This window comes from Mesorhizobium sp. M0830 (genome assembly GCF_040319965.1).
Classification (GTDB): Bacteria; Pseudomonadota; Alphaproteobacteria; order Rhizobiales; family Rhizobiaceae; genus Mesorhizobium.
On record NZ_JAMYOR010000001.1, the window covers coordinates 96,514 to 117,991 of the forward strand.

Consider the following 21,478-nt stretch of genomic DNA (forward strand, 5'->3'; position numbering starts at 1 on the left):
GATCTTCTGAGACGAAGTCTGCGTGAGAATTTCGCACAGTTCCACCCACTTTGATGACACAACAGGAAGACGGTGCAATATTCGTGGCCGTGGGAGTAAGAGGTCTTGGCGCGTATCTTTCTCAGTCACTCAAGCGCAGACAATTTCGAGGCGATCGCCGTTCGCGACTACCTCGCCTCCGAAGGCTGGGACGACATCTTCCTCGACATCGACGCGGACGGCGGCATCGCCGCCGCGGAGAAATGGGAGCGCAGTCTGCACCAGGCGGCAAACCGTTGCGAAGCGGTAATCTTCCTTGTGTCGCGAGCGTGGCTCGCTTCGCAATGGTGCGTCCGGGAATTCAACCTCGCGATGCGACTGAACAAGCGCCTGTTTGGCGTGCTGATCGGGGATATCCCGATCGCCGATCTGCGCTCCGAGATGACGGCGTGGCAGGTGGTCGACCTCGCCGCCGGCCAGGATGGCCGCATCTTTCGGGCGGTAATGCCCTCGGGCGAGAAGCACGTCACTTACTCAAAGGGCGGCCTCGACAAGCTGAAGCATGGACTACGGCGCGCCGGCCTCGACCCGCGCTTTTTCGAGTGGCCGCCAAAGGGTGACCCTTACCGGCCGCCCTATCGCGGCATGAAGCCGCTAGAGGCCGAAGACGCCGGCATCTTCTTCGGCCGCGAGTCGCATGTCATCGAGGCGCTCGACCGACTGCGCCGTCTGGTTGACGCCGCGCCGCCGAGCTTCTTGGCCATCCTCGGCGCGTCGGGGGCGGGCAAATCCTCCTTCATGCGGGCCGGGCTGCTGCCTCGGCTATCCCGCGACGACCGCAATTTTTTCACGCTTCCTGTCATCAGACCAGAGCGCGCGATCCTGTCCGGAGACAATGGTTTTGTCGCCAGTTTGGAGGAAGCTTTCCGCCGCGTCGGAGCGCCGCGTAGCCGCGCCGAGTGCAGGGCAGCCATCGTTGCCGGCGCTAAGGCAACGGGCGCCCTCCTCGCTACGCTCGCCGACGCCGTCCGGGTGCCGCAGTTGGACGCTGAAGGGGGGCAGCCTCTGCCCGCCGTAGTCATCGCCATCGACCAAAGCGAGGAGCTTTTTCTGGCCGACGGACGAACCGAGGCCGAGCTTTTCCTCGCCCTGCTCGGCAGCCTCCTTGTAGCCGATGCGCCCCGCGTAATCACGCTGCTCACGATCCGATCCGATTCCTACGAGGCATTGCAGACCGCGAGACAACTCGAAGGCATCCGCCAGGAGATGTTCAGCCTACCTCCGATGGCAAAGGGTGCTTTCCAACTGGTAATCGAGGGCCCTTCAATGCGGCTGCGCGACACCAACAGAGCGCTGCGCATCGAGCCTGCGCTGACTTCCGCCCTGCTTGCCGACGTTGAGGCCGACGGCTCCAAGGATGCGCTGCCGCTGCTCGCATTTACCCTGGAGCGTCTGTATCGCGAGTATGGCACCGCGGGGAACCTGAAACTCAAGGACTACCGGGCGATGGGCGGCGTGAAAGGCTCGATCGAGGCGGCAGTCGAGCGAGCGATGAACGCGGCTGAGACCGATCCCGACCTGCGCAACGTCACCGACCGCCCTGGCCTTCTCAGGCGCGCCATCATCCCGGGGCTGGCCAGCATCGACCAGGAAACCAGAACGCCCCGCCGTCGCGTCGCCCGCCTCTCTGAGATTCCCATCGAGGCGCGCCCCTTCATCCGCTTGCTGGTCGCCGAGCGGCTGCTGTCGACCGAACAGAACTTCGACAGTGAAGGCCGTAAAGCGGGTGACGTCACCGTCGAACCAGCACACGAATCGTTGCTCAGGCAATGGGGCCTGCTGCAAACCTGGCTCATGGAGGAAGGTGCCGCTTATGCGACGATCGATGGCGTCCAGCGAGCCGCCGCGGAATGGCAGGCGCACGGCCGCGACGACGCATGGCTCGCTCATCAAGGTGGCCGGCTGGAAGACGCCGAGACAGTCGCAGCCCGGGAGGATTTTGGGCGGCTGATTCAGAGCAATGAGTACAGCTATTTAGCGGCGGCTCGAATGAAAGATGACAAACGCCGACATCAACAGGCCGAGGAGGCTCGGAAACTCGCGCATCACGAGACGATCGGACTTGCGGCGTTGTCACGCATTGCAGATGCTGACAATCTCCCGACAGCCGCTGTCAAACTTGCACTCGCGGCGTGGCCGCGATTAGGCGATAGCCAACGACCGCCACTGGCCGCAACTATAAACAGCCTCGATGCCTGTCTTCCCGATCTCCGCGAGAAAATGAAGCTCGACAACCAACAGGGCATGATCAAGTCGGCCAAGTACTCTCGGGATGGCAGGCGAATACTGACCTCGTCATCGGATCGGACGGTACGCGTATGGGACGCCACAACCGGCGCGCAACTGATGGTTGTCCAGACTGGGCACCAAGGCGAACTTGCGTCTGCCGCCTTTTCCTTCAATGACCAACGGATTGTCACTGCATCATATGACGGAACCGCACGCGTGTGGGACTCGGCGACTGGAATCCAGCTCCTTGAGTTAAAGGACCACCCAAGCTGGGTGACCGCAGCAAGCTTCTCGCTAGACGGTGACGGAGAGCGGATCCTCACAGCCTGCGCGTTGGAACGCAGTTTTTTTGTCTGGGACGCCGCCAGCGGAGCACAGCTGCTGGTTGTGGATGCAGGCGATCTAGTATTCTCCGCAGAGTTCTCGCTTGACGGCAAGCGCATCGTCACCGGGTTGTCAGGGGGCAAGGTGCTTGTGTGGGATGCACTCAGCGGCGTTCAGATCGTGGCGCTGGAGGGATGTACCAAATATGTAGCCTCGGTGTCATTTGCTCCCGACGGCAATCGCATCGTCGCTGGCTCAGCCGACAAGACTGCTCGAGTGTGGGATGTTGAGAGCGGCACTCAACTGTTGCAATTGATCGGTCATGACGGCTCGGTTCGCGCCGCCTTCTCCCGCGACGGAAGCCGCATAATTACCGCTTCCTCCGACAAGACCTGTCGCATATGGAACGCAGCCAGTGGCACACCAATTTTGGTGCTCAGGGGACATCGGGGAGGCTTAACCTCGGCCGAGTTCTCCCCCAATGGCAAGAGTGCCCTCACGGGCTCGTTGGACAAGACTGTGCGGCAGTGGAATGCAGAGACAGCAACCCAACTCCGGCGATTCGACGTCGGTCGACCACTCCAAGCAGCGACGCTTTCGCCGACCGGTAAGCGCATAGCTGTTGCTTCGCGAACTGGAGCGGCACAGATCATTGACGTGGCTGCTACAGCTGAGGTGTTGGAACTTTTCGACGGAGAGACCGGGTCAAATGCGATCGCCTTCTCGCCAGATGGTAAGCGCATCGCCACCGCGTCGAATGACATGATTGCGCGCGTGTGGGACAGTCACACCGGTGAGAGAGACTTATTGCTGACGGGCCATCAAAACCAGGTTACATCGGTGGCGTTTTCGCACGGTGGCACACGAATTGTTACTTCATCCCTCGACGGCACGCTGATCGTCTGGGACGCTCAGGATGGTCGACGTCTAAATTCAGTCAGCTGTGCTGATAGCTGGATGTTCTCGGGTAGATTTTCACCTGACGACCATTACCTGATCGCTGGATCAAACAATAATTCCGCTTATCTTTGGAATGCGTTGTCTGGTGCTCTCATTTTCGAATTGAAAGGACATGAAGGTCAGGTTTTATCAACCGAATTCTCGTCCGATGGAACACGTATCATTACCGGCTCCGCTGATGGCTCGGTCCGAATCTGGGATGCCGCAAGTGGTGCTAAAATCCTGCAGTTCGATCAAGGTATGATGGATATCAATACGGCAACTTTTTCGCATAGTGGCGAGCGTATAGTGACGGCATCAAGTGACAATTTTGCACGCGTTTGGGATACTGCAACAGGGGCACAATTACTCTTACTTAGCGGACACGAGAACCACGCAACGTGGGCCGATTTCACACCAGACGATGAGAGCATTTTGACTGTATCCGACGATGGCACGGTGCGCATTTGGGATATCTCCTGTCTCGAGAAGGGAGATGCATTTCGCGTGGCCTGCCAGCGGCTCGGAAACAATACGGATCTCTCTGATGTCGAGACGCTCTTCGGGCTGTCGACGCTGCCGCCGATCTGCGGCGAGAACTCGCCTCTTCCAGTCGACCAAACGATGCGGCAGTAATCCTAAACGGATCTGGCACGCCAACAACAGCTCGGTGTGTAATTCTCACGCAGGAGTTTGGGATGGTTGCATACGCACGTGCATTCCTCCCATTCTTGCGGAGGGTAGTGGACTGATGTAATCGCCTCCCCAGATTTTTTGGGGAATCGTGATGACTGACCTTTTTGATTCCGATGTGCTGCTCAGCGTCGCTGAGCTTCAGAGGCGCATGAAGGACCTCCAAGAGTGGCAGGCCCAGATTACCGCATTGCAGAAGCAAGTGGCAGAGACTCAGGAATGGATTAACCTCGTCGCCAAGGTGATCGGCCCTGAACGAGCCAATCAACTAATAGGTGATGTTCCGGTGCTGACGCAGGTGCGGGCACTAAATGAGGCGATCCCATCAACTGTCAGGCAAAGGCCGGGAGGGGTTACCTGGACCAGCTTCATCGAGAACTACGTCAATTCGGTAAATCGCCCGGTGGACTACGCCGAGCTGAGAGAGGCGATCTCCAATAGCATTCTAGGTTCGAAGCTGGAGAAGAGCGAAAAGAGCTTCTATGGCGCGATAGGCAAGCTAACCGACAGCCTTCGGATCGTGAAGGAAGATGGGTGGATTTTCTCGGTTGCGGATTATAACGAATACAAACGTAAGGTCTCCAAAGGAGAGAATGAGCCACTACCGCCTAGCTCCTCAGAGCAGCATGCGCGGGGGTCCCGCATAGGAGACCAGATTAAGAGATTCTTGAAGACCCAGACGGATGGCGCGACGGGTCGCCAGATTATCGAACATGTCTTGCAAATCCAAGAGTTTCAAGAGGTGATCGAGCGCAATAACACCAACGTCTACAATGTGTTGTATCGCTTGGCGAAGCGTCAGGAGCTTCGGAAGGTCGGAACCACCTATTATTCGCCTGAGGCTCCTCCAATTGAAAACAGGGGCTCCGAATTGGAGACCGCTGTTGCATCGGAATCAAGTGCATCACGTCTTAGCTCGCCAGCGGGTCGTGATGCAGACCCCAGACACACGGACGTCGTCAATGACCAGCACGCCTCTGGCGGCGATCCGCTGACCTCGACCATCTATGTCGGAGTTGATCCAGCCGCTGTCCCACTGGAAGTTCCTTCAACTAAGCCGTCTCCAACCAAATCGCTGTTTCAGGCAGGCCCAGCCGCAGCCCCACCAGAAATTCCTCCTCCAACCACCAGGTCGCTGTTTCAGGCAGGCCCAGCCGCAGCCCCGCCGGAAGTTCAAATCCAGCAGCTGGATCACGCCGCGGAGACTGAGCACTGAGGAGCCAAGCCGGATGGGGGGAGCAGCTCACTTTTCTCTGAGGGTTCATCGACATCAGCCCAGAAAGTTCACCGGGGATATGGCCCCCTCGCGCAAGCTTAGAGGCTTCTGTTCACGACAGAACGCTTGGGCCTATATCTGCATCTTTTATCCCCTCCCTCCAACTCGGAGCGGCTCTAGGAAAGAGAGGGAGAGTGAGACATATGAGATCCGGGAGGGATCTTTCGCCTGGTGGGTATAGGAGCCCCATTCATTGTCAAAGGGCATTATCAGGATAATCACTGGCTGGTCCTCGTGATAATGCGAGCCAGGATGACCCCTCACCCCATTATCCTCCGCTCCCCTGCGCTACACTCCGGGATGCTTCCGGCTCACTTGGCTCGCATGGGCCCCTGAGTCTCAGGACCATGCGGAGTTCGTTATTAGTTTCAGAGGGAGCCTTCAGGACATGGTTTGGACGAGAGAGCACCAGTACACTAGCGCGTCTTGCCGTTTAGACGCCGCGAACTCGTCCCCCTCCCCGTGACGATGATGGTGTACATGGACGGCAACCCGACAGAGATCCCCTACGATGCGGTGTTCCTGCTGGCCGGCTCCGCCGAGCTCGGGTGGTTCGAGATAGACGCCAAGGCAGGAGGTACCTGGCTGTACCCCGCCTTCCACTAACTCCACCTTCCACTAACTACCTTTGACGATAGGCGCGTACCCCCGCCCCCCTGGAGACCTGATAATCCTGGTGACTTGACAAGCTAGGATTATCTTCCTACCATGGTGGCATATTCCGATTTGCCGTACCCCCGGCCATCCCCTGTCTAGTTCCCTATCCCCTTCCCTCTGGAAGAAAGAAGATAAGGAAACGACGGACGGGCGAAGCTATTGGTAAATCCTAACGGATTCACCCAGCTCTTGGGCTAAAGCCCACTCAATCATTATAAATATAACAATTACCATGGTGATTAGAAAATCATTATGTGGATTTTCTTGCTTATTACATTTAATAATCATTATGTTTATTTTCTGAATTAATATTATCTATTAATGCTCACCAGGATTCGCCTGCCGCATTACCCTCGGTCGTTCGCTGCGCTCACTACCCTCGGGATGCTTCGGCTCACCTGGTTCGCATAGGAGCCCCCTGGTTCCTCTTTCTGGTTCCATTATTAAAGATAATGCGATTCCATTAACTGGTTTATTATATAGATAATCGTTATGTATGATTATCGGTCGGGTTATGCTGAAAATATTTTATATATTTTTGCAGTAGGGATTTTGTTATAATTACGTGCTGATGCTGTACTCACACCGGGGGCCATCCCTGGTTCAAACTACCCCCCCGGTGTCTCTGGTCACACGATCACACCCTCCCCCGTCTTCTTCCTGGTTCAACGGATCGGGTTCTTCTCCGTGGTTCAGGCGCTTCGCGCCCTTCGGCATCTTGGATTAAGCCTAAGATGACATGAACCGATGGAGGCACGATTATGGCTACAGTTCTGGTGTTCGTTGTTTGCGTCGAGCCATCATTTGGGCGAGACCGTAACCGCTGCCACAACCAACACCGCTGCAATCTTGCTGCAGACATTGGGCCACACGCTAAAGGGTAGATAGTCCCTTCGACCAACTCAAAATCGCGACGATAGCCTAGCGTAGAGTGCTTTGCCACCACCTGAAGTTGGCTGGACTTGATCGGGGTAGTCCGGCCCGGTGCTGTCCATCGCCTGCGGATCATGCACCACTGCTGCCAGCCGAGCCAACAGCAAATGTTCCCATCGCCGCATCTTCACAGGCGGTCCATCCTCATGGCTCAGGAAGCGGTCCCGTCAGCACTAGCACTGATCCAAGGGTCAGTCATGATGCACTGGCCACGACGTCTCGCTCACGTTAAGTCTCCGAGCGATCTTATCTACGTGCTATCCTTCGTTCCCTGGTTCCTTGGTTAGGGTCCATGGCCTCCCTGGTTCGCTTGGTTCGCGCCTTGGACGGTGAGAGAACGTCGGCCCCGTTGACGTTCCAGTACCTTGTAGCGGAGACCTGAGCCATCCTTCCCGCGGTCTCGCCCAGGTCACCTAAGCCCGTTCCATCTGGTTCGGCACGGCAAACCTGTAATCAGAACCACCACGGTTTATATCCCGGGTTCCGCCTCCTGGCTCAAATAGCCTTGGCACGGTCAACCGATCAGATCAAAGCCGCAATGACCTCTTGTCGGGCCTAACAGGTACCGTAGGAGCGATCCGAGCCTCAGGCGCTGAGATCTCCGTGCATACTGACGTGTACTGCTCTGCGAGGCGCCCTAGGACGGCTTTTTTTGAAATCATCCTCCGTGCTGAATATAGATCTGCGGTGGAGCAGTCAGTTTTGCCTCATGGATCCAATGACTTGGATGCGTATACGCGGTGAACCAATAAGCTCAAAGCTCAGCGGCACCTTGAATTGCGAATCCACATTTTATTGTGGGGCGGAAGATTTCGGCTTGCCGGATGATTGACACGCAGCTAAAAAATCCTCAATCCCTCCACCGCCCCCGTCTTTCCATTCCAAATCCCCTGTTCCAATCCTGTCACCAATCACTAGATGTAATATATAAGTAATCCGCCGCCGATAATTATATAATATTATTGTAATAACAGATGCATATATAATATATCATTATACGGATAATAATAGTATATAATAATTCAGATAATTAAATAATAATACGCGGCCGATGCGAGCCGGATTCGCCGAGCGTTCCGAGCGAGCGCAGCGAGCGAAGGGAAGGCGGAGGCGAAGCTGGCTCGCATAATAGTGGTAATATTTGCAGGGATTTTATAGCTAATCCTCCGGGGCATTCACACACGGTCTGCCTCGGTCGGAATTTGAGGCTCTGCGCTTCACGACATCCCACCTCACAGCCGTCCCAGGATGGCAGCTCAGCTCCTGGTTCCATCCATCGATCATTGACCTCGATTCCTTTGGTTCCATGGTTCGCTTGGTTCGCTTGGTTCGTGCCTTCGAGGGTGAGACAACGTCGGCCCAACCTGGCTAGGCTCCTGCCGACACTTTCGGTTGGATACCTTCAAATTCCCAGCCGACCTGTAAGCCAACCGGAATATCCGTTCGCCTAAACCCCTCCTAAAGGCTATGGGATTCCGCCCTGTCGTCTCTCGTATGGTGAGCCAGGTCGACTTTTTCTTAGACGCTCCATCGGCAGAACGGCCGGTGGCCTGTTGCAATCCAGGCGGGAGGGCTTTCTTCCACACGCTAGAGAACGACACGATGCTCCCGCCGGAAGGCTGCGGCCTGATGAGCAGTTGAAATTCCATTGCTTTCTTTGGCTTGGGACCCCTCAAGCGCAGAGCGAAATCAGCAACAATCACCTAAACCATCGGAGTCCACGCTGTGAGAATCCTCGCACGTTCCCAATTCATTGAAACTGGTTCCAGGGCCAGCTGGCCGCGGATCACTTTGTGGTGCTTGCTTTTCAGCAGGCAACCGCCCGAACGCTTGGTGGTTGAAAATGAGGGCGTCGAGAGTTCCCAAAAATCATCAGTCTGGCCAGCCTTTGATCCGATGATTCGCCCAGGGAGTGGGCGGTCGGCTCTCCGACCGGACTACGGTCGAGCCAGCACTCGACGAATCTACACAGCATTGGGATCACGAGCCAAGACTTCAGCCGCTCTCGGAAGCGGACCTACACTCTGCGGCGCAAACTTGCGCCACGTCACCCACCAGCAGGGTATCAACGGATACGGTACAGGCTTCGTAACGCGGCTAACCGGCAGGCACCGCATTGCCGCTTCTGCATTCGAAGAAGTGACCGCATCGGATCCTTAGCCAACGCCGAAGGTTAAAGATCCGGAAGGAGGTACAACCTCCTGCTCACCCTTTTCTGCTTACACGATGGACTGCGCTAAGCAGCCGTCGGGCATTGTCGATTTGGAAGATGGAAAAAGTTGAACTTTGTCCAACTCTCTAAATGGTGTTGCGAACTTTTCCGACGAGGTCGGCGAAAGGGAGCCTAAAATGTAACGAGCATGCGTCCACGTGGCGGCACGGGTAGTTAGTCCCGATGATCGAAGGCATCTGACCGACCCTTGCGGTCATGCCATTGTCGGTTGGCAACGTATCCGTGCAACCATGCCTCTCCTCCCTGGCCTGGGCGGTCTCGTTACACTGAACCGAGCTTTTGGTTTTCGAGAGTTCAGTACCCCAATCTGAGCCATGGGCAGCCCGGTTGCGACCGCCTTACCGTCGGCATCCCGGCATCTCTCTGAGCTCGTGTGGCCCAGATTATCTGTGGCAGCAGCCTTCGCGACAGCCTTCGTTCGAAACCTCACCTGCCCGATCTTCGTCCCTGTGGAGAACGGGGGTGCATCCCAATCACGTGGCAATAAGCAGACCCTGGTGTCGCTGAATACCCAACCCAAACTGTGAGAGCCTCCATGCTGTTCAATCTCGAGCACCTGATCGTACGTCAGAATTCCGACGGCACCCTTCGCTACTATTTCCGGCGCCGCGGCCAGCCCTTGCAGCGCATCCATGGCGAGCCGATGTCCGAAAACTTCATGACTCAGTACCGCGCTTGCATGGGGTGCGTGGCGCCAGACGATGCAAATTCAGAAGACAGTTGCAATTAGGTCTGCATAAAAGGAACCGTCGGCACAAACTCCACGACCATAGCTCGGCGGACGGCACTAGCGTCACTACGACGGCGCCAATTGCGCTGCGGATCTTTCATGCCGGCCTGCAGCTACCTGGGATCGTGTCGACTTCTACAGGCGCATGATCCAGCTGAGGAACCCATTCGACAAAGCTCACCACCTCTCAGCGACGCACCCTTGCGCCTCGTCAACGAGTACATCACCAATCGGCAGGGCATCAGCGGATGCGGTGCCGAGAAGGCAACTCTACCCGGCAAGCACGTCACTGTTCCGTGCGAGTCCGATTGAGTTGCCATAGATCTTCCACAGCGCTACGCGCCGCAGCGTGAGTAGGAAGCGAAGGCGGGCGGGGCTCCTAGCCTCGCCCGCCTTCGAAGCGAACAGGTGAACTAGCCTTAGCAACTCGTGCGGCATTCGACTGGAGTTGGGAAAGTTAAGGTTCGCTCCATTTTGGCTTGAACTTTCTAGATGCTATTTCGACTTTCCGGCGGAAAAGGCGATAGGGTGCCTAAAGGGTAACGGCCCGGTCTCGACATCCGTGGTCAGGCAGGGACCGACGAGCTGCACCGAGCCAGGAGAGATGAACGGAGCGCTGAATCCGGACGATCCACTCGGCGCCCACCGCAACGGCTCGATACAATTATAATCACCAGATAATATATTATCCCGATTTTCAGAACAGTTATTATAGATAATATTCCATATAATCCGAATAATCTCCCACACTATATTGTGGTACTCCAGCTCAACAAGAGCTTGCTTAGCAAATACTTTCTGCATACGGTGCCTATGCTCCAGGGCGACCCGCCTTGGGAGCTATCAACACTACCCGCGGTTGAAGGAGATTGAACTGGTGCCGGTCAAAACAGGAGGTATCCACACAGTTAAGCGTCAGTTGGCTAACGGGTCAGTGAAGGTCTACTACTACGCTTGGCGTGGCGGGCCTCAAATGAAAGCAAAACCTCATACCGAGGCTTTTGCGGCTGAGCTCGAACGCTTGAACGAGGAAGGGGTTGTTGCGAACAAGAAGGTCGCCACAATCGAGACCTTGATCGACCACTTCACCGGCCCGGAGCATCAACGCAATCTCGCCTTCCTCGCGCTCGCCGTGAGCACCAGGGTCGACCATTTCTATGCCTTCAGGCAGGTCCGGAGTAACTGGCCGGAATGCCCCCTCGCCTTCACCCAAGCAAAGGGCTTCAAGGGCGAAATCCGCAAGTGGCACCGCAGTATGAGCGCCAATCCCCGCAAGGCTGACAAGGCGCTGTTCTCGCTCTCGAAGGTATTTTCCTACGCCATCGCGACCGAGTTCGACGCCATCGAGAAAAACCCCTGCAAGGGAATTGAGCGTCTCTATACGGGATCCCGGAGAGTGTCCCTCTGGACGGCCGATCAGGTCGCCCTGGTTCGCGAAAAGCTGGAGCCGCACCTACTGCTGCCGTTCGAGATCGCCTACTCCACCGGCCAGCGCCAGGGCGACATTCTCTCGCTGACCTGGAAGCAGTGGGACGGCACCTACCTGATGTTCAACCAGTCGAAGACTGGCAAGAAGCTGAAGGTGAAAGCCAACTCGCGATTGAAGGGCCTGGTCGATGCCCTCCTGCCGGCCAATAAGGACAAGCCGAGGATCTGCCTCAACTCCCGCGGCAGGGCGTGGACCAAGGATGGTTTCAAAACTTCTTGGGGCAAGGCCATGGACTCGGAAAAGATCAAGATCGAAGGCGTCACCTATCACGATCTGCGCGGCACGTTCATCTGCGAGCGCGCTCGGGAAGGCTCCTCCATTCTGGACATTGCGCGCGCCTCCGGACGCTCGGTGACCGAAATTATTTCGATCCTCGAAAAGCACCATCTGGCGACCGATCAAGGACCCGCTGACGCCGTCATTGACCGGATGGAGATGAAGGGGCACCAGGAGGGGAATCTATGAACCTTGCCAAGGTCTATACGCCCGCGATGCTCGCGGATCGGTGGGCATGTTCGGAGCGCCATGTTCGCAATATGATTGCGTCGGGCGAATTGCCCGCCTTTAGATTGGCCGGCAAGCTATTGCGCATCAGAGGAGAGGACGTGGAGAACTTCGAATGTCAAACGAACCCGAGTGGACAATCACCAAGCTCAGAGGAGAGCTTTGCATCTCCTGGTACGAAGGCGACATACGCCGACGTTATCGACTTGGAACCGACGATCCGAAGGAGGCGGCCCGCCGCGCCCCGGCTCGATATGCGGAGCTGACACGTCCGAAAGGCTCCACCGTCAAACATCTTTGGGCTGCCTACTGCCTAGACAAAGCAGGCCGATCAGTCGTCACAACGATGGGCTACACCTGGAAGGCCCTGGCTCCGTTCTTTGCCGACAAGGAAGGCGAAACGGTCACGCTCGCCGAATGCCGTGCCTATACCGCGGCACGGCGCAAGGACAATAAGAAGGATGGGTCGATCCACACCGAGCTCGGCCACCTTCGCTCGGTCCTGGTCTGGGCGCGCAAGCAGCGACTGATCGCTTTTGCTCCCGACATCGAGCGCCCGGCGAAGCCCGATCCAAAGGAGGGATATCTCACCCGGCCCGAGATCACCCAGCTCGTCGCCGCCGCAAACTCGGCGCACGTCAAGCTGGCCATCCAGCTGATGATCGGCACCGGAGCCAGAGTGGGCGCTGCCTTGCAGCTAACTTGGGATCGGGTCGACTTCGACCGGCGCATGATCCAGCTGCGCAATCCATTCGATAAGGCGCACCGCAAAGGACGTGCCACCGTGCCGATCAATGATGGCTTGCTCGCTGCCCTGATAGAAGCACAGGAAGGCGCCTTGACCCCCTACGTTTTGGAGTGGGCCGGCGACAAGATCCTTTCGATCAAGAAGGGCATCAAGACGGCCGGAACCAAGATCGGAAGGCCCGATGCTTCGCCCCACATGCTGAGGCATTCGGCTGCCGTCTGGCTCGTCGAAGATGGCCACTCAATGGAGGCTGTTGCCCAGTTCCTAGGCCACTCCAACACCGCAATGACATATCGCGTTTATGCCCGCTACAGCCCGGAATACCTGCGAAAATTGACTGCTTCGCTGGAGCTCTAGGTTCACTGAACCGACAGACCACTTCGTAAAACAGGCCTCATCAACAAAAATATACAATAAATTCAAGAAGTTAATGGTGGGCGATGACGGGCTCGAACCGCCGACATCTTCGGTGTAAACGAAGCGCTCTACCAACTGAGCTAATCGCCCGCTCCGGGCCGGACCTTTAAGCGGTCGGGATCGGCTTCGCAAGGCCAAATGAGCGCAGAACGCTCTGGTTGGATACCGGTTTTGCCAACAAAAGGCCGGCTGTCAAAAAACCTTCTCCTGTTTGCTGTTATGCTGTCCCGTCACGCTTGACACCCGGTGGCGAACCCCTTATCCAGCGCCCCAACGACGAACACGGCTGACACGTGTTCGCCATGCGCGGGTGTAGCTCAGTTGGTTAGAGTGCCGGCCTGTCACGCCGGAGGTCGCGGGTTCGAGCCCCGTCACTCGCGCCATTTAACTTACTGATAGTTAAATGGTTTTCGCGCTAAGTAGGCTTCGGCCTTGTCAGGCAATCGGACCATGTAGGCAGGCTGCGAAGAATTCGCGGACGACTGCTGCCGCTTGAAGCGCGCGCCCCCTAGATGCGCGCAGCGCCGTTCTCCCGGCTGCCGAAATGCCGTGCCGATGATGCGGCCGGTCGATCGTCACCTGGCCTTTGGTCTGATCCGCAGCCTACCTCGATGATTCCGACCAGTGCGCGAACAAATTCAACCATATCATTTGCCGTAATGGCGGCCTTGTCGGGACTTTGGCCAATGCGTTCGGCGGCTGCGCAACATGACAGGCGAATAAGATCGTAGTGTGGATCCCTTTCATCCTCCGGCATCGCCGCTAATTTCATGGCTCGGCGATGAATCAACCGCAGCAATTGTTCGAGAGCTGCTCCGACACTCATGCGTTTGCTCCGCATTGGTCGACCGTCCCACCGGAAACGTCGACGAGGACGTGTTTTCCCCCGTGATGTGGAAGGCTGCATCACGGCTGTTAATATATCGTTTAGTGCTAATATAATGACGCTCCGCGGAGCTGTCCTGCCACCGAAGCCAACCTTGAAATCGTTCGTTGTCGGCACCGTGTCGCGTTGACAGAAGCCCGCCACCGTGAGGCAGCGGGCTTGGCCTAAACGGCCCGGCTACAGCGATTGCGAGCCTGATCACGGCCTTCGTTGTCAGGAATGAGGGTGAAGAACATCGGTTGGCGGTCGCGCGCCCCAGCCTTGCCCCGCCTGGACGCATGGCGCCCTGTCCGCGCCATCGCACTCGATCTTGCCATGCGCTGCCCTAACCTCATCCCCTCGCCAGCAGCGCCTCGACCTCCTGCAGCGTCGGCATCGATGGAGCGGTCCCTGGCCGGGTCACGGAAATTCCGGCAACGGCGCAGGCGAAGCGCACGGCTTGAAACGGCTCCACGCCTCGCGAAAGTGCTGCGGCCAGGCCGCCATTGAAGGCGTCGCCCGCCCCGGTGGTTTCGACCACCGGTCCCGCACTGACGGCGGGAACATGGTCGGAGCGGCCCTTCGAGTGCAAAAGCGCGCCCTTGTCACCCAGTGTGACGATGACCGTGCCGACGCCCTTTTCAAGCAGCTTGTCCGCAGCGGCTCGCGCCTCGTCGACCGACGAGACCTTCATCCCGGTCAATTCCTCCGTCTCGGTCTCGTTGGGCGTGAAATAGTCACACAGCGTATAGATGCGGTCGGGAAGCTTTGCCGCCGGGGCCGGGTTGAGGATCGTCGTCACCCCTGCCCCACGTGCGATCTCCAGCGCCCGCAGTGCTGCTTCGATCGGCTGTTCGAGCTGGGTGACGAAAACGCCGGCACCGCGGATGAGCGCGGCATTGGCCTCGATGTCGGCCGGCGAGATCAGCATGGCGGCACCGGGGCTGACGATGATGGCATTGTTGCCGGTCGTCTCCTCGACGAAGATGTAGGCCGCACCGGTATAGCTTTCCGGCGTATCGATGACGGCATTCTTGACGCCGGCCCGCGCCCAGGTCTGCCTGGCCATGTCGGCGAAGGGATCGACGCCGAGGCGCGTGAGGAAGGTGACGTCGGCACCAAGCTTGCCGGCTGCAACCGCCTGGTTCGAGCCCTTGCCGCCCGGACCCAGCGTGAAGGATGTCCCGAGGATCGTCTCGCCCATGCGCGGCTGCCGCTGCGCCCTGTAGGCGGTGTCGGCGACGAACACACCCAATATGACGACAGGCTTGCCCGAAGCCATGCCGCTACTCCGCGTCCGGAGGCACGACGCCCTTGCGGAAGGCGAAGCAGCCATAGAAGCGGCGCTCGCCGGTCTGGATGACGCAATAGGCCTGCTTGGCGCGCTCGTAGAAGGCATAGCGCTCGACCGCTATCATCGGCCACGACTTGCCTTCGGCCGCGTCGATTTCCTTTTGTACCTCGTTCTGCACAGCGGGAACCTCGTCCGGCTTGCCGACAATCTCCATGCGCGCGGCGGAGTCGTCGACGAACGTATCCAGCGGATAGAGCGACAGCACCGCCTTTGCGACCTCGGCGGCCGAGGCATCGATGCGCAGCAGGCGGCCGAGCGCGGTCTGGCGCGCCACCGAATCGGACGGAAAATTGGTGTCGGCGATGATCAGATCATCGCCATGCCCCATTGCCCGCAATGCCTGCAGCACGTCGGCATTGAGCAGCGGGTTGATGCCTTTGAGCATGATATTCCTCGTGAAGTCCGATTGAGATCAGAGACGCTTGCCGGTCTCGGCGTCGAAAAGGTGGATCTGGTCGAGCCGCGGCTTCAAGGTGAGCGTGTCGCCCGGCTTGAAGTCGTGGCGCTCGCGAAACAGCGCCACCATCTCGCCTTCGCCGAAGCGCAGGAAGACCAGAGTTTCAGAGCCGGTCGGCTCAACCACAGAAATCTTCGCCGGCACGCCATCGGGATGGATTTCGAGATGCTCCGGCCGCACACCGTAGACAATGGCCTGGCCGTCCTGTGCGGCATTGTCCGCTGCAACCGGGAACAGCGTGCCCGCAATATCGACACCTGGCTTCGCACCCTTGCGCATGACGCCCTTGAGCAGGTTCATCGAAGGCGAGCCGATGAAGCCGGCGACAAACAGATTCGCCGGCCGGTCGAACAGTTCCAGCGGCGCGCCGACCTGCTCGATGCGGCCGTCGCGCATGACGACGATCTTGTCGGCCATGGTCATGGCCTCGATCTGGTCATGGGTGACGTAGATGGTGGTGGTCTTCAGCCGCTGGTGGAGTTCCTTGATCTCGGTGCGCATCTGTACGCGCAGCTTGGCGTCGAGATTGGAGAGCGGCTCGTCGAACAGGAACACTTGGGGATTGCGCACAATGGCGCGGCCCATCGCCACGCGCTGGCGCTGGCCGCCGGAAAGCTGGCGGGGATAGCGCTTCAGATAGGGATTTAAGTCGAGGATGTCGGCGGCGCGCTTGACCCGTTCGGCGACCACGGCCGGATCGGTTTTCCGCAGCTTCAGCGCAAAGGCCATGTTCTGCTCGACCGTCTTGTGCGGATAAAGCGCATAGTTCTGGAACACCATGGCGATGTCGCGCTTGGCCGGCGGCAGATGGTTGACGATCCGGTCGCCGATAGCGATCGTGCCACCTGAGATGGTTTCCAGCCCAGCCACCATTCTGAGCAGCGTGGACTTGCCGCAACCCGAAGGGCCCACCAGAACCACGAACTGCCCGTCTGATATGTCGACGCTGACTTCGTGTAGAACCTTGACGGCTCCGAATGCCTTGGCCACCTTGCTGATCGCGACTTGCGCCATATCTCCCCCGCCGGCTCCATTAGCCGTAGGCGCAGAAGCTAACCAACGCGACCGGTCAGGGCAAGTCAGTCTGATACAGGTAAGCCCGTTCTCGTTGACACGGCGTTTGGTTGCGAGAATAGTGGCAGGCGCTGGTCAAAATGTCGGTACCCGATCCGCAATCGGAACTTCAATCAATGCAGGGTGGGGTCCTGCTAATTCGTTTCCGACCCGGGAGCATCGTTGGCGCTCCAGCGTCCGACAGTTGGTTGGTTTATTCACACTGAGTTCTGGGAGGAACAGGCGATGAGAACGGGTCTTTACGAGAAACTGGTTCGTGCTGGCGCCACAAGGCGCGACATATTGAAGGGTGCGGCCAGCATGGCCGCAATCGCAGCAGCATCTGGTGCAGGGCTCGGCGCCTTGACGCGCCCGGCTTCCGCTGCAAGCGAACTTCGCTCCAAAATCCTGCAGATCCCCGGCGTCGGCAAAGGCCAGCCGACGGATGCCGATTTCCAGAAGGTCGGCGAGCTCTGCCTCGAAGCCACCAAGGCCAACGTCAAGGAAGGCGAATTCGCCGGCGTCGAGCTCTCCTTCATGGGCCTCAACAACCAGAACCTGCACAATGTGCTGTTCCGCGGCTTCCTGAAGCCGTGGGAGGCCTATACCGGGGCCAAGATCAACTGGATCGACCTGGCGCAGGCCGACTACAATCCGCGCCTGCAGCAGGCTATCGCCACGAACACAATCGACTTTGATATCGTCGAGATGGGCGCGCCTTTCGAAGGCGATGTCTGCGGCAAGGGCCTCACTTCCGAGATGCCCGACTGGGTCAGGAAGCAGATCGATATGGACGATCTGGTGGCCTATCTGAAGCCGCCGGTCGGCACCTGGAACGGCAAGCAGTATCGCGTTACCGTCGACGGAGACGCGCACAACTTCAACTACCGCACCGACGTGTTCTCCGACTCTGATCTGGCAGCAGCCTGGAAAGCCGATAGCGGCGACAAGGCAGGCCTGACGGAATGGGGCGTGCCGAAGACCTGGCAGCAAGTGCAGGTAGTGACCAAGTTCCTCAAGGGCAAGCAGGTGAAGGGCCAGGACGTCTACGGCTACCTCGACGCGCCCAAGCCCTGGGGCGGCTTCGGCTTCTATTTCCTCGGCAGCCGCGCCTCCGCCTATGCCAAGCATCCGGATGACAAGGCGTGGCTATTCGATCCGGATACCATGAAACCGCGCGTCAACAACCCGGCTTGGGTGCGCGCGATCCAGGACGTGATCGATGCGCTGCCTTCCGAGCCGCAAGATCAAATCAATGCCGACCCGAACCAGACCTGTTTCTCCCAATTCCTGGGCGGCACCGGTTCGATGCTGGCTTGGTGGGGAGACGCGGGCTCGAATGCGAAAACTAACGATTCGTCGGTCGTCGGCGATGTCACAGGCTTCTCGATCCTGCCAGGCTCCGACGATGTCTACAATTCCAAAACTGGCAAGTGGGACAAACTGGCCAGCGGCCCGAACTATGCGCCGAACTGCGCCTATCTCGGCTGGGGCGTCTATGTCATGGCCCGCGTCGACAGTGACGAGAAGAAGAAAAAGGCCGCCTGGTCTGCGGCAGCCCATCTCGGCGGCAAGGACCTCTCGCTCTGGTGCGCCGCATATCCATCGGGCTTCCAGCCCTACCGCAATTCCCATTTCGACATTCCGGAATGGGTGGCGGCCGGCTACGACGAGGCGTTCATCACCTCCTACCTCAAGTCGGAGGCCGACAGCTACAACCATCCGAATGCGGCGATCGAGCCGCGCATCCCCGGCATCTTCCAATACTACAGCGCCGCCGAGGACATCCTGGCCAACACCTTCGCCGGCAAGATGAAGGCGCAGGAAGGCGCCGACGCCATTGCGGCGGCCTGGGAGAAGCTGACCGATCAGATCGGCCGCGACAACCAGATCAAGCTCTACAAGGCCTCGCTCGGCATGTAGGTTGGCTTATAAACCGTGGTTCGGCGGCGCAAAGCCGCCGGACCTGACCGGCCGGCAAAGGGCCTTCTGTGAACGGACGGGACGCGTGGCTAACCAGACTTTGCCCACCAATGCGTGGCCGGCAGACGCCGCCCCTTACGATCTGATTTCACCGAGCCGCAAACGCCTGGGCTGGGCTTTGATGGCTGCTGCAACTCTCGGTCTGCTGGCGGTGATCGCGCTGGAGATCCTGTACAAGACCGAAGCCGACACCGTCGGCTTCGAAACCTGGCGCCCGGTCGTCTACGCCTATGTGCTGTGGGGCGTGGCTATCGGCATCGGCCAGGTGCTGACGCGCGGCGAAGACGGCCAGCGTGCGCTGTTCCTGCTGCCGGCGCTGCTGTTCACCATCGCCATGGTGATCTTCCCGACGCTGTTCGGTTTCTACATCGCGCTCACCGACTGGAATCTCAGCTCCTTCAGTGGACGCAGGTTCAACGGGCTCGCCAATTTCTGGCAGATGCTGGGCGATCCCTACTACCGCAATGCGCTGTTCAACATGGTGCTCTATGTGCTGGCGGTGGCGGTCGAATATGTCATTGCCTTCGGCCTGGCGCTGCTGCTTAACGCGCAGATCCGGGCACGAAAATTCTTCCGCGTCGTCTTCCTCTTACCCTTGATGTTGTCGCCGGTCGCGGTGTCGTGGATGATCGGCAAATCGCTGATGGAATACCGGTTCGGACCGGCAGCGACGCTGGCGCGCCATCTCGGCTGGGAGAATCCAGCCTTCTTCAGCGATCCGATCATCGCGCGCATCGCAATCATGGTGCTGGATGCCTGGACGTTCATTCCGTTCATGATGATCATGCTGCTGGCCGGGCTGCAGGCGATGTCGCGCGAGGTGCTCGAAGCCGCCCGCGTGGACGGCGCCAATGTGTGGCAGACCTTCTGGCAGGTCACCTTCCCGCTGATGCTGCCGGTGTCGGTGACGGCGGTGATCCTGCGCATCATCTTCAAGCTGAAGCTTGCCGACATCATCATCACGGTGACATCGGGAGGCCCGGGCGGCGCCACCGATTCCGTGTCGAGCTTCATCTATCGCGAATACCGCGACCGCTCGAATGTCGGCTACGGAACCATGCTGGCGATGGCCTACCTAGTGATCATCATCGTGTTCGTCACGTGGCTGTTGAAATTTGCCAACCGTTTCGTGCGCAATGTGAATTGAAGCAGGGCGGGTCAATTGAAGCAAGATCGGGTGAATTGAAGCAAGATGAGCGTACTCACCACCGAATATGTAGCCTCGGAGATCCGCTCGCCGGCGAGCTTCCTCGCCAGCCGCTTCTTCATCTACGCGGCGCTGGCGTTCTGGGCGTTCGTCTGCCTGTTCCCGATCTACTGGACGATCACGACCTCGTTCAAAACCGCGGTCGACGTCACCCAAGGCCATCTGATCCCCTTCGTCGACTTCCAGCCGGACTGGAAGGGCTGGCGCTCGCTCGGCCTGTCGCCGGACTCGATCTTCCAGACCTCGACGGTGCGCGAGGAGTTCCTCAAGCGCTTCATGAATTCGGTGATCACCTCGGTCGGCGCATCGAGCCTGGCCATCGTCATCGGCAGCCTCGCCGCCTACGGGCTCACCCGCTATCGCTACCATTTCGCCTGGTTCAAGAACGAGGACATCTCGTTCTTCTTCCTGTCGCAGCTGATCCTGCCTCCGGTGGTGCTGGCACTGCCCTTCCTGGTGCTCTACCGTGAAGTCGGCCTGCTCGACACGCGCGTCGGGCTGATCCTGCTCTACACGCTGATGGTGCTGCCGATCGTCATCTGGATCATGCGCGACCAGTTCAACTCCATCCCGGTCGAGCTCGAGGAAGCAGCGCTCGTTGACGGGTTGTCGATCTGGGGAGCCTTCTTCCGCATTGTCATGCCGATCGCGCTGCCCGGCATGGTCGCCGCCTTCATCCTGGCAATGGTTTTGTGCTGGAATGAATATTTCTTCGCGGCCCTTTTGACATCGACCGATGCCAAGACCATCCCCGTCATGGTGGCGAGCCAGACCGGCTCGCAAGGCATCAACTGGTGGTCGATGGCAGCGCTTGCCACGGCGGCCATCGCCCCGCTTGCGGTCATAGGCATTGCGCTTGAGCGCTATCTGATCATGGGCATGACCGCGGGAGCGGTGAAGTAGGCATGGCGATGCCGGCCAGCGCCCTGATCGGCTGTTGATCGCCGAGTACAGTGTTGATAGGCGTGGGGCGAGCATGCCCCGAGTTTGTTTGCGCCTACATCGCCTCCGACGGCGCAAAGAAGCAATTTTCGTGCTCCTCTGTCGGATGCAGGCAGATGTGGAAGTTGTCGTCTCCTGACGGAATGACACTGTCGTAGGGAACGAAGTATCGGTTCTGGTGGGTGACTTTCTGATGGTCACCTGGCCGCAGAATGATCACATAGCCGTCGGCCTGCGGTGTTACGGTCATGCTGGGAATCCTGCCGCACTCTCCTGTCGTTGGATTGCCGTGACAGCAGGCTGGCGGATAAGTCCAGCCGCTATCGGCATTGTGCGCAAACACAGAAACATTCTGAACTGCTGCAGCCGTGACGATCACGCCTGCCAAGCTTGCCATACGTCGTTT

General features: G+C 58.5%; 15 protein-coding genes and 2 tRNA genes. 11 read left to right on the forward strand and 6 right to left on the reverse strand.

Going from position 1 to position 21,478, the window contains the following annotated elements; translation table 11 throughout:
- The first annotated feature begins 105 nt into the window (after window positions 1-105).
- From NKI20_RS00345 to NKI20_RS00375, 7 genes are all read left to right on the forward strand, one after another.
- On the forward strand, window positions 106-4,167 hold the full coding sequence (locus NKI20_RS00345; RefSeq protein ID WP_352827314.1) for an nSTAND1 domain-containing NTPase: 4,062 nt from the start codon (window positions 106-108) through the stop codon (window positions 4,165-4,167).
- A 151-nt stretch (window positions 4,168-4,318) separates the two neighbouring features.
- Entirely contained in the window at window positions 4,319-5,440 is a 1,122-nt protein-coding gene (locus tag NKI20_RS00350; RefSeq protein ID WP_352827316.1) for a hypothetical protein, read from the forward strand.
- A 522-nt stretch (window positions 5,441-5,962) separates the two neighbouring features.
- Window positions 5,963-6,106: a hypothetical protein gene (locus tag NKI20_RS00355; RefSeq protein ID WP_352827317.1), complete on the forward strand. Its 144-nt coding sequence runs from the start codon at window positions 5,963-5,965 to the stop codon at window positions 6,104-6,106.
- Between the two features lie 3,752 nt (window positions 6,107-9,858).
- Window positions 9,859-10,053, forward strand: a complete 195-nt coding sequence (locus tag NKI20_RS00360; RefSeq protein WP_352827320.1) for a hypothetical protein — start codon at window positions 9,859-9,861, stop codon at window positions 10,051-10,053.
- Window positions 10,054-10,930: 877 nt separating this feature from the next.
- Entirely contained in the window at window positions 10,931-12,007 is a 1,077-nt protein-coding gene (locus NKI20_RS00365) for a tyrosine-type recombinase/integrase (RefSeq protein ID WP_352827322.1), read from the forward strand.
- 26 nt (window positions 12,008-12,033) lie between these two features.
- Window positions 12,034-12,312 (forward strand): helix-turn-helix domain-containing protein, encoded by a 279-nt coding sequence (locus NKI20_RS00370; protein WP_502898023.1) that lies wholly within the window; start codon window positions 12,034-12,036, stop codon window positions 12,310-12,312.
- Window positions 12,213-13,151, forward strand: coding sequence for a tyrosine-type recombinase/integrase (locus NKI20_RS00375; RefSeq protein ID WP_352827618.1), 939 nt, complete (start codon window positions 12,213-12,215; stop codon window positions 13,149-13,151). The genes NKI20_RS00370 and NKI20_RS00375 overlap by 100 nt, the downstream gene beginning before the upstream one ends.
- Window positions 13,152-13,225: 74 nt before the next feature.
- Here the strand turns inward: NKI20_RS00375 and NKI20_RS00380 are convergent.
- Window positions 13,226-13,301: transfer RNA gene (locus tag NKI20_RS00380), tRNA-Val, on the reverse strand.
- 216 nt (window positions 13,302-13,517) lie between these two features.
- Between NKI20_RS00380 and NKI20_RS00385 the strand changes: the two genes are divergently transcribed.
- A tRNA-Asp gene (locus tag NKI20_RS00385) sits at window positions 13,518-13,594 on the forward strand.
- Between the two features lie 125 nt (window positions 13,595-13,719).
- On the opposite strand, the gene NKI20_RS00390 is transcribed toward NKI20_RS00385, so the two are convergent.
- The 4 genes from NKI20_RS00390 to NKI20_RS00405 form a co-directional block, all read right to left on the reverse strand.
- Window positions 13,720-14,037, reverse strand: a complete 318-nt coding sequence (locus NKI20_RS00390) for a hypothetical protein (RefSeq protein ID WP_352827324.1) — start codon at window positions 14,035-14,037, stop codon at window positions 13,720-13,722.
- 391 nt (window positions 14,038-14,428) lie between these two features.
- On the reverse strand, window positions 14,429-15,358 hold the full coding sequence (gene rbsK, locus NKI20_RS00395; protein ID WP_352827327.1) for a ribokinase: 930 nt from the start codon (window positions 15,356-15,358) through the stop codon (window positions 14,429-14,431).
- Between the two features lie 4 nt (window positions 15,359-15,362).
- Window positions 15,363-15,815, reverse strand: coding sequence for an RbsD/FucU family protein (locus NKI20_RS00400; RefSeq protein WP_352726529.1), 453 nt, complete (start codon window positions 15,813-15,815; stop codon window positions 15,363-15,365).
- 27 nt (window positions 15,816-15,842) lie between these two features.
- Window positions 15,843-16,901: an ABC transporter ATP-binding protein gene (locus NKI20_RS00405; protein ID WP_352827329.1), complete on the reverse strand. Its 1,059-nt coding sequence runs from the start codon at window positions 16,899-16,901 to the stop codon at window positions 15,843-15,845.
- A 285-nt stretch (window positions 16,902-17,186) separates the two neighbouring features.
- On the opposite strand from NKI20_RS00405, the gene NKI20_RS00410 reads away from it, so the two are divergent.
- The 3 genes from NKI20_RS00410 (at window position 17,187) to NKI20_RS00420 (ending at window position 21,033) form a co-directional block, all read left to right on the forward strand.
- Entirely contained in the window at window positions 17,187-18,863 is a 1,677-nt protein-coding gene (locus NKI20_RS00410; protein WP_352827332.1) for an ABC transporter substrate-binding protein, read from the forward strand.
- Window positions 18,864-18,948: 85 nt separating this feature from the next.
- Window positions 18,949-20,070, forward strand: coding sequence for a carbohydrate ABC transporter permease (locus tag NKI20_RS00415; RefSeq protein WP_352726527.1), 1,122 nt, complete (start codon window positions 18,949-18,951; stop codon window positions 20,068-20,070).
- A gap of 45 nt (window positions 20,071-20,115) precedes the next feature.
- A complete protein-coding gene (locus NKI20_RS00420) occupies window positions 20,116-21,033 on the forward strand; it encodes a carbohydrate ABC transporter permease (RefSeq protein WP_023759834.1) in 918 nt (305 codons plus the stop codon).
- A gap of 94 nt (window positions 21,034-21,127) precedes the next feature.
- Here the strand turns inward: NKI20_RS00420 and NKI20_RS00425 are convergent, their stop codons facing one another.
- Window positions 21,128-21,469 carry a hypothetical protein gene (locus NKI20_RS00425; RefSeq protein WP_352827334.1) on the reverse strand — a complete coding sequence of 114 codons (342 nt, stop codon included), beginning with the start codon at window positions 21,467-21,469 and terminating at the stop codon, window positions 21,128-21,130.
- Window positions 21,470-21,478: the final 9 nt, after the last annotated feature.

Bases quoted from the DNA above. Each gene is read 5' to 3' on its own strand.
- NKI20_RS00370 (WP_502898023.1), top strand. From the start codon at position 12,034: ATGCTCGCGGATCGGTGGGCATGTTCGGAGCGCCATGTTCGCAATATG.
- NKI20_RS00350 (WP_352827316.1), top strand. From the start codon at position 4,319: ATGACTGACCTTTTTGATTCCGATGTGCTGCTCAGCGTCGCTGAGCTT.
- NKI20_RS00400 (WP_352726529.1), bottom strand. From the start codon at position 15,815: ATGCTCAAAGGCATCAACCCGCTGCTCAATGCCGACGTGCTGCAGGCA.
- NKI20_RS00420 (WP_023759834.1), top strand. From the start codon at position 20,116: ATGAGCGTACTCACCACCGAATATGTAGCCTCGGAGATCCGCTCGCCG.
- NKI20_RS00390 (WP_352827324.1), bottom strand. From the start codon at position 14,037: ATGAGTGTCGGAGCAGCTCTCGAACAATTGCTGCGGTTGATTCATCGC.
- NKI20_RS00360 (WP_352827320.1), top strand. From the start codon at position 9,859: ATGCTGTTCAATCTCGAGCACCTGATCGTACGTCAGAATTCCGACGGC.
- rbsK (WP_352827327.1), bottom strand. From the start codon at position 15,358: ATGGCTTCGGGCAAGCCTGTCGTCATATTGGGTGTGTTCGTCGCCGAC.
- NKI20_RS00410 (WP_352827332.1), top strand. From the start codon at position 17,187: ATGAGAACGGGTCTTTACGAGAAACTGGTTCGTGCTGGCGCCACAAGG.
- NKI20_RS00405 (WP_352827329.1), bottom strand. From the start codon at position 16,901: ATGGCGCAAGTCGCGATCAGCAAGGTGGCCAAGGCATTCGGAGCCGTC.
- NKI20_RS00425 (WP_352827334.1), bottom strand. From the start codon at position 21,469: ATGGCAAGCTTGGCAGGCGTGATCGTCACGGCTGCAGCAGTTCAGAAT.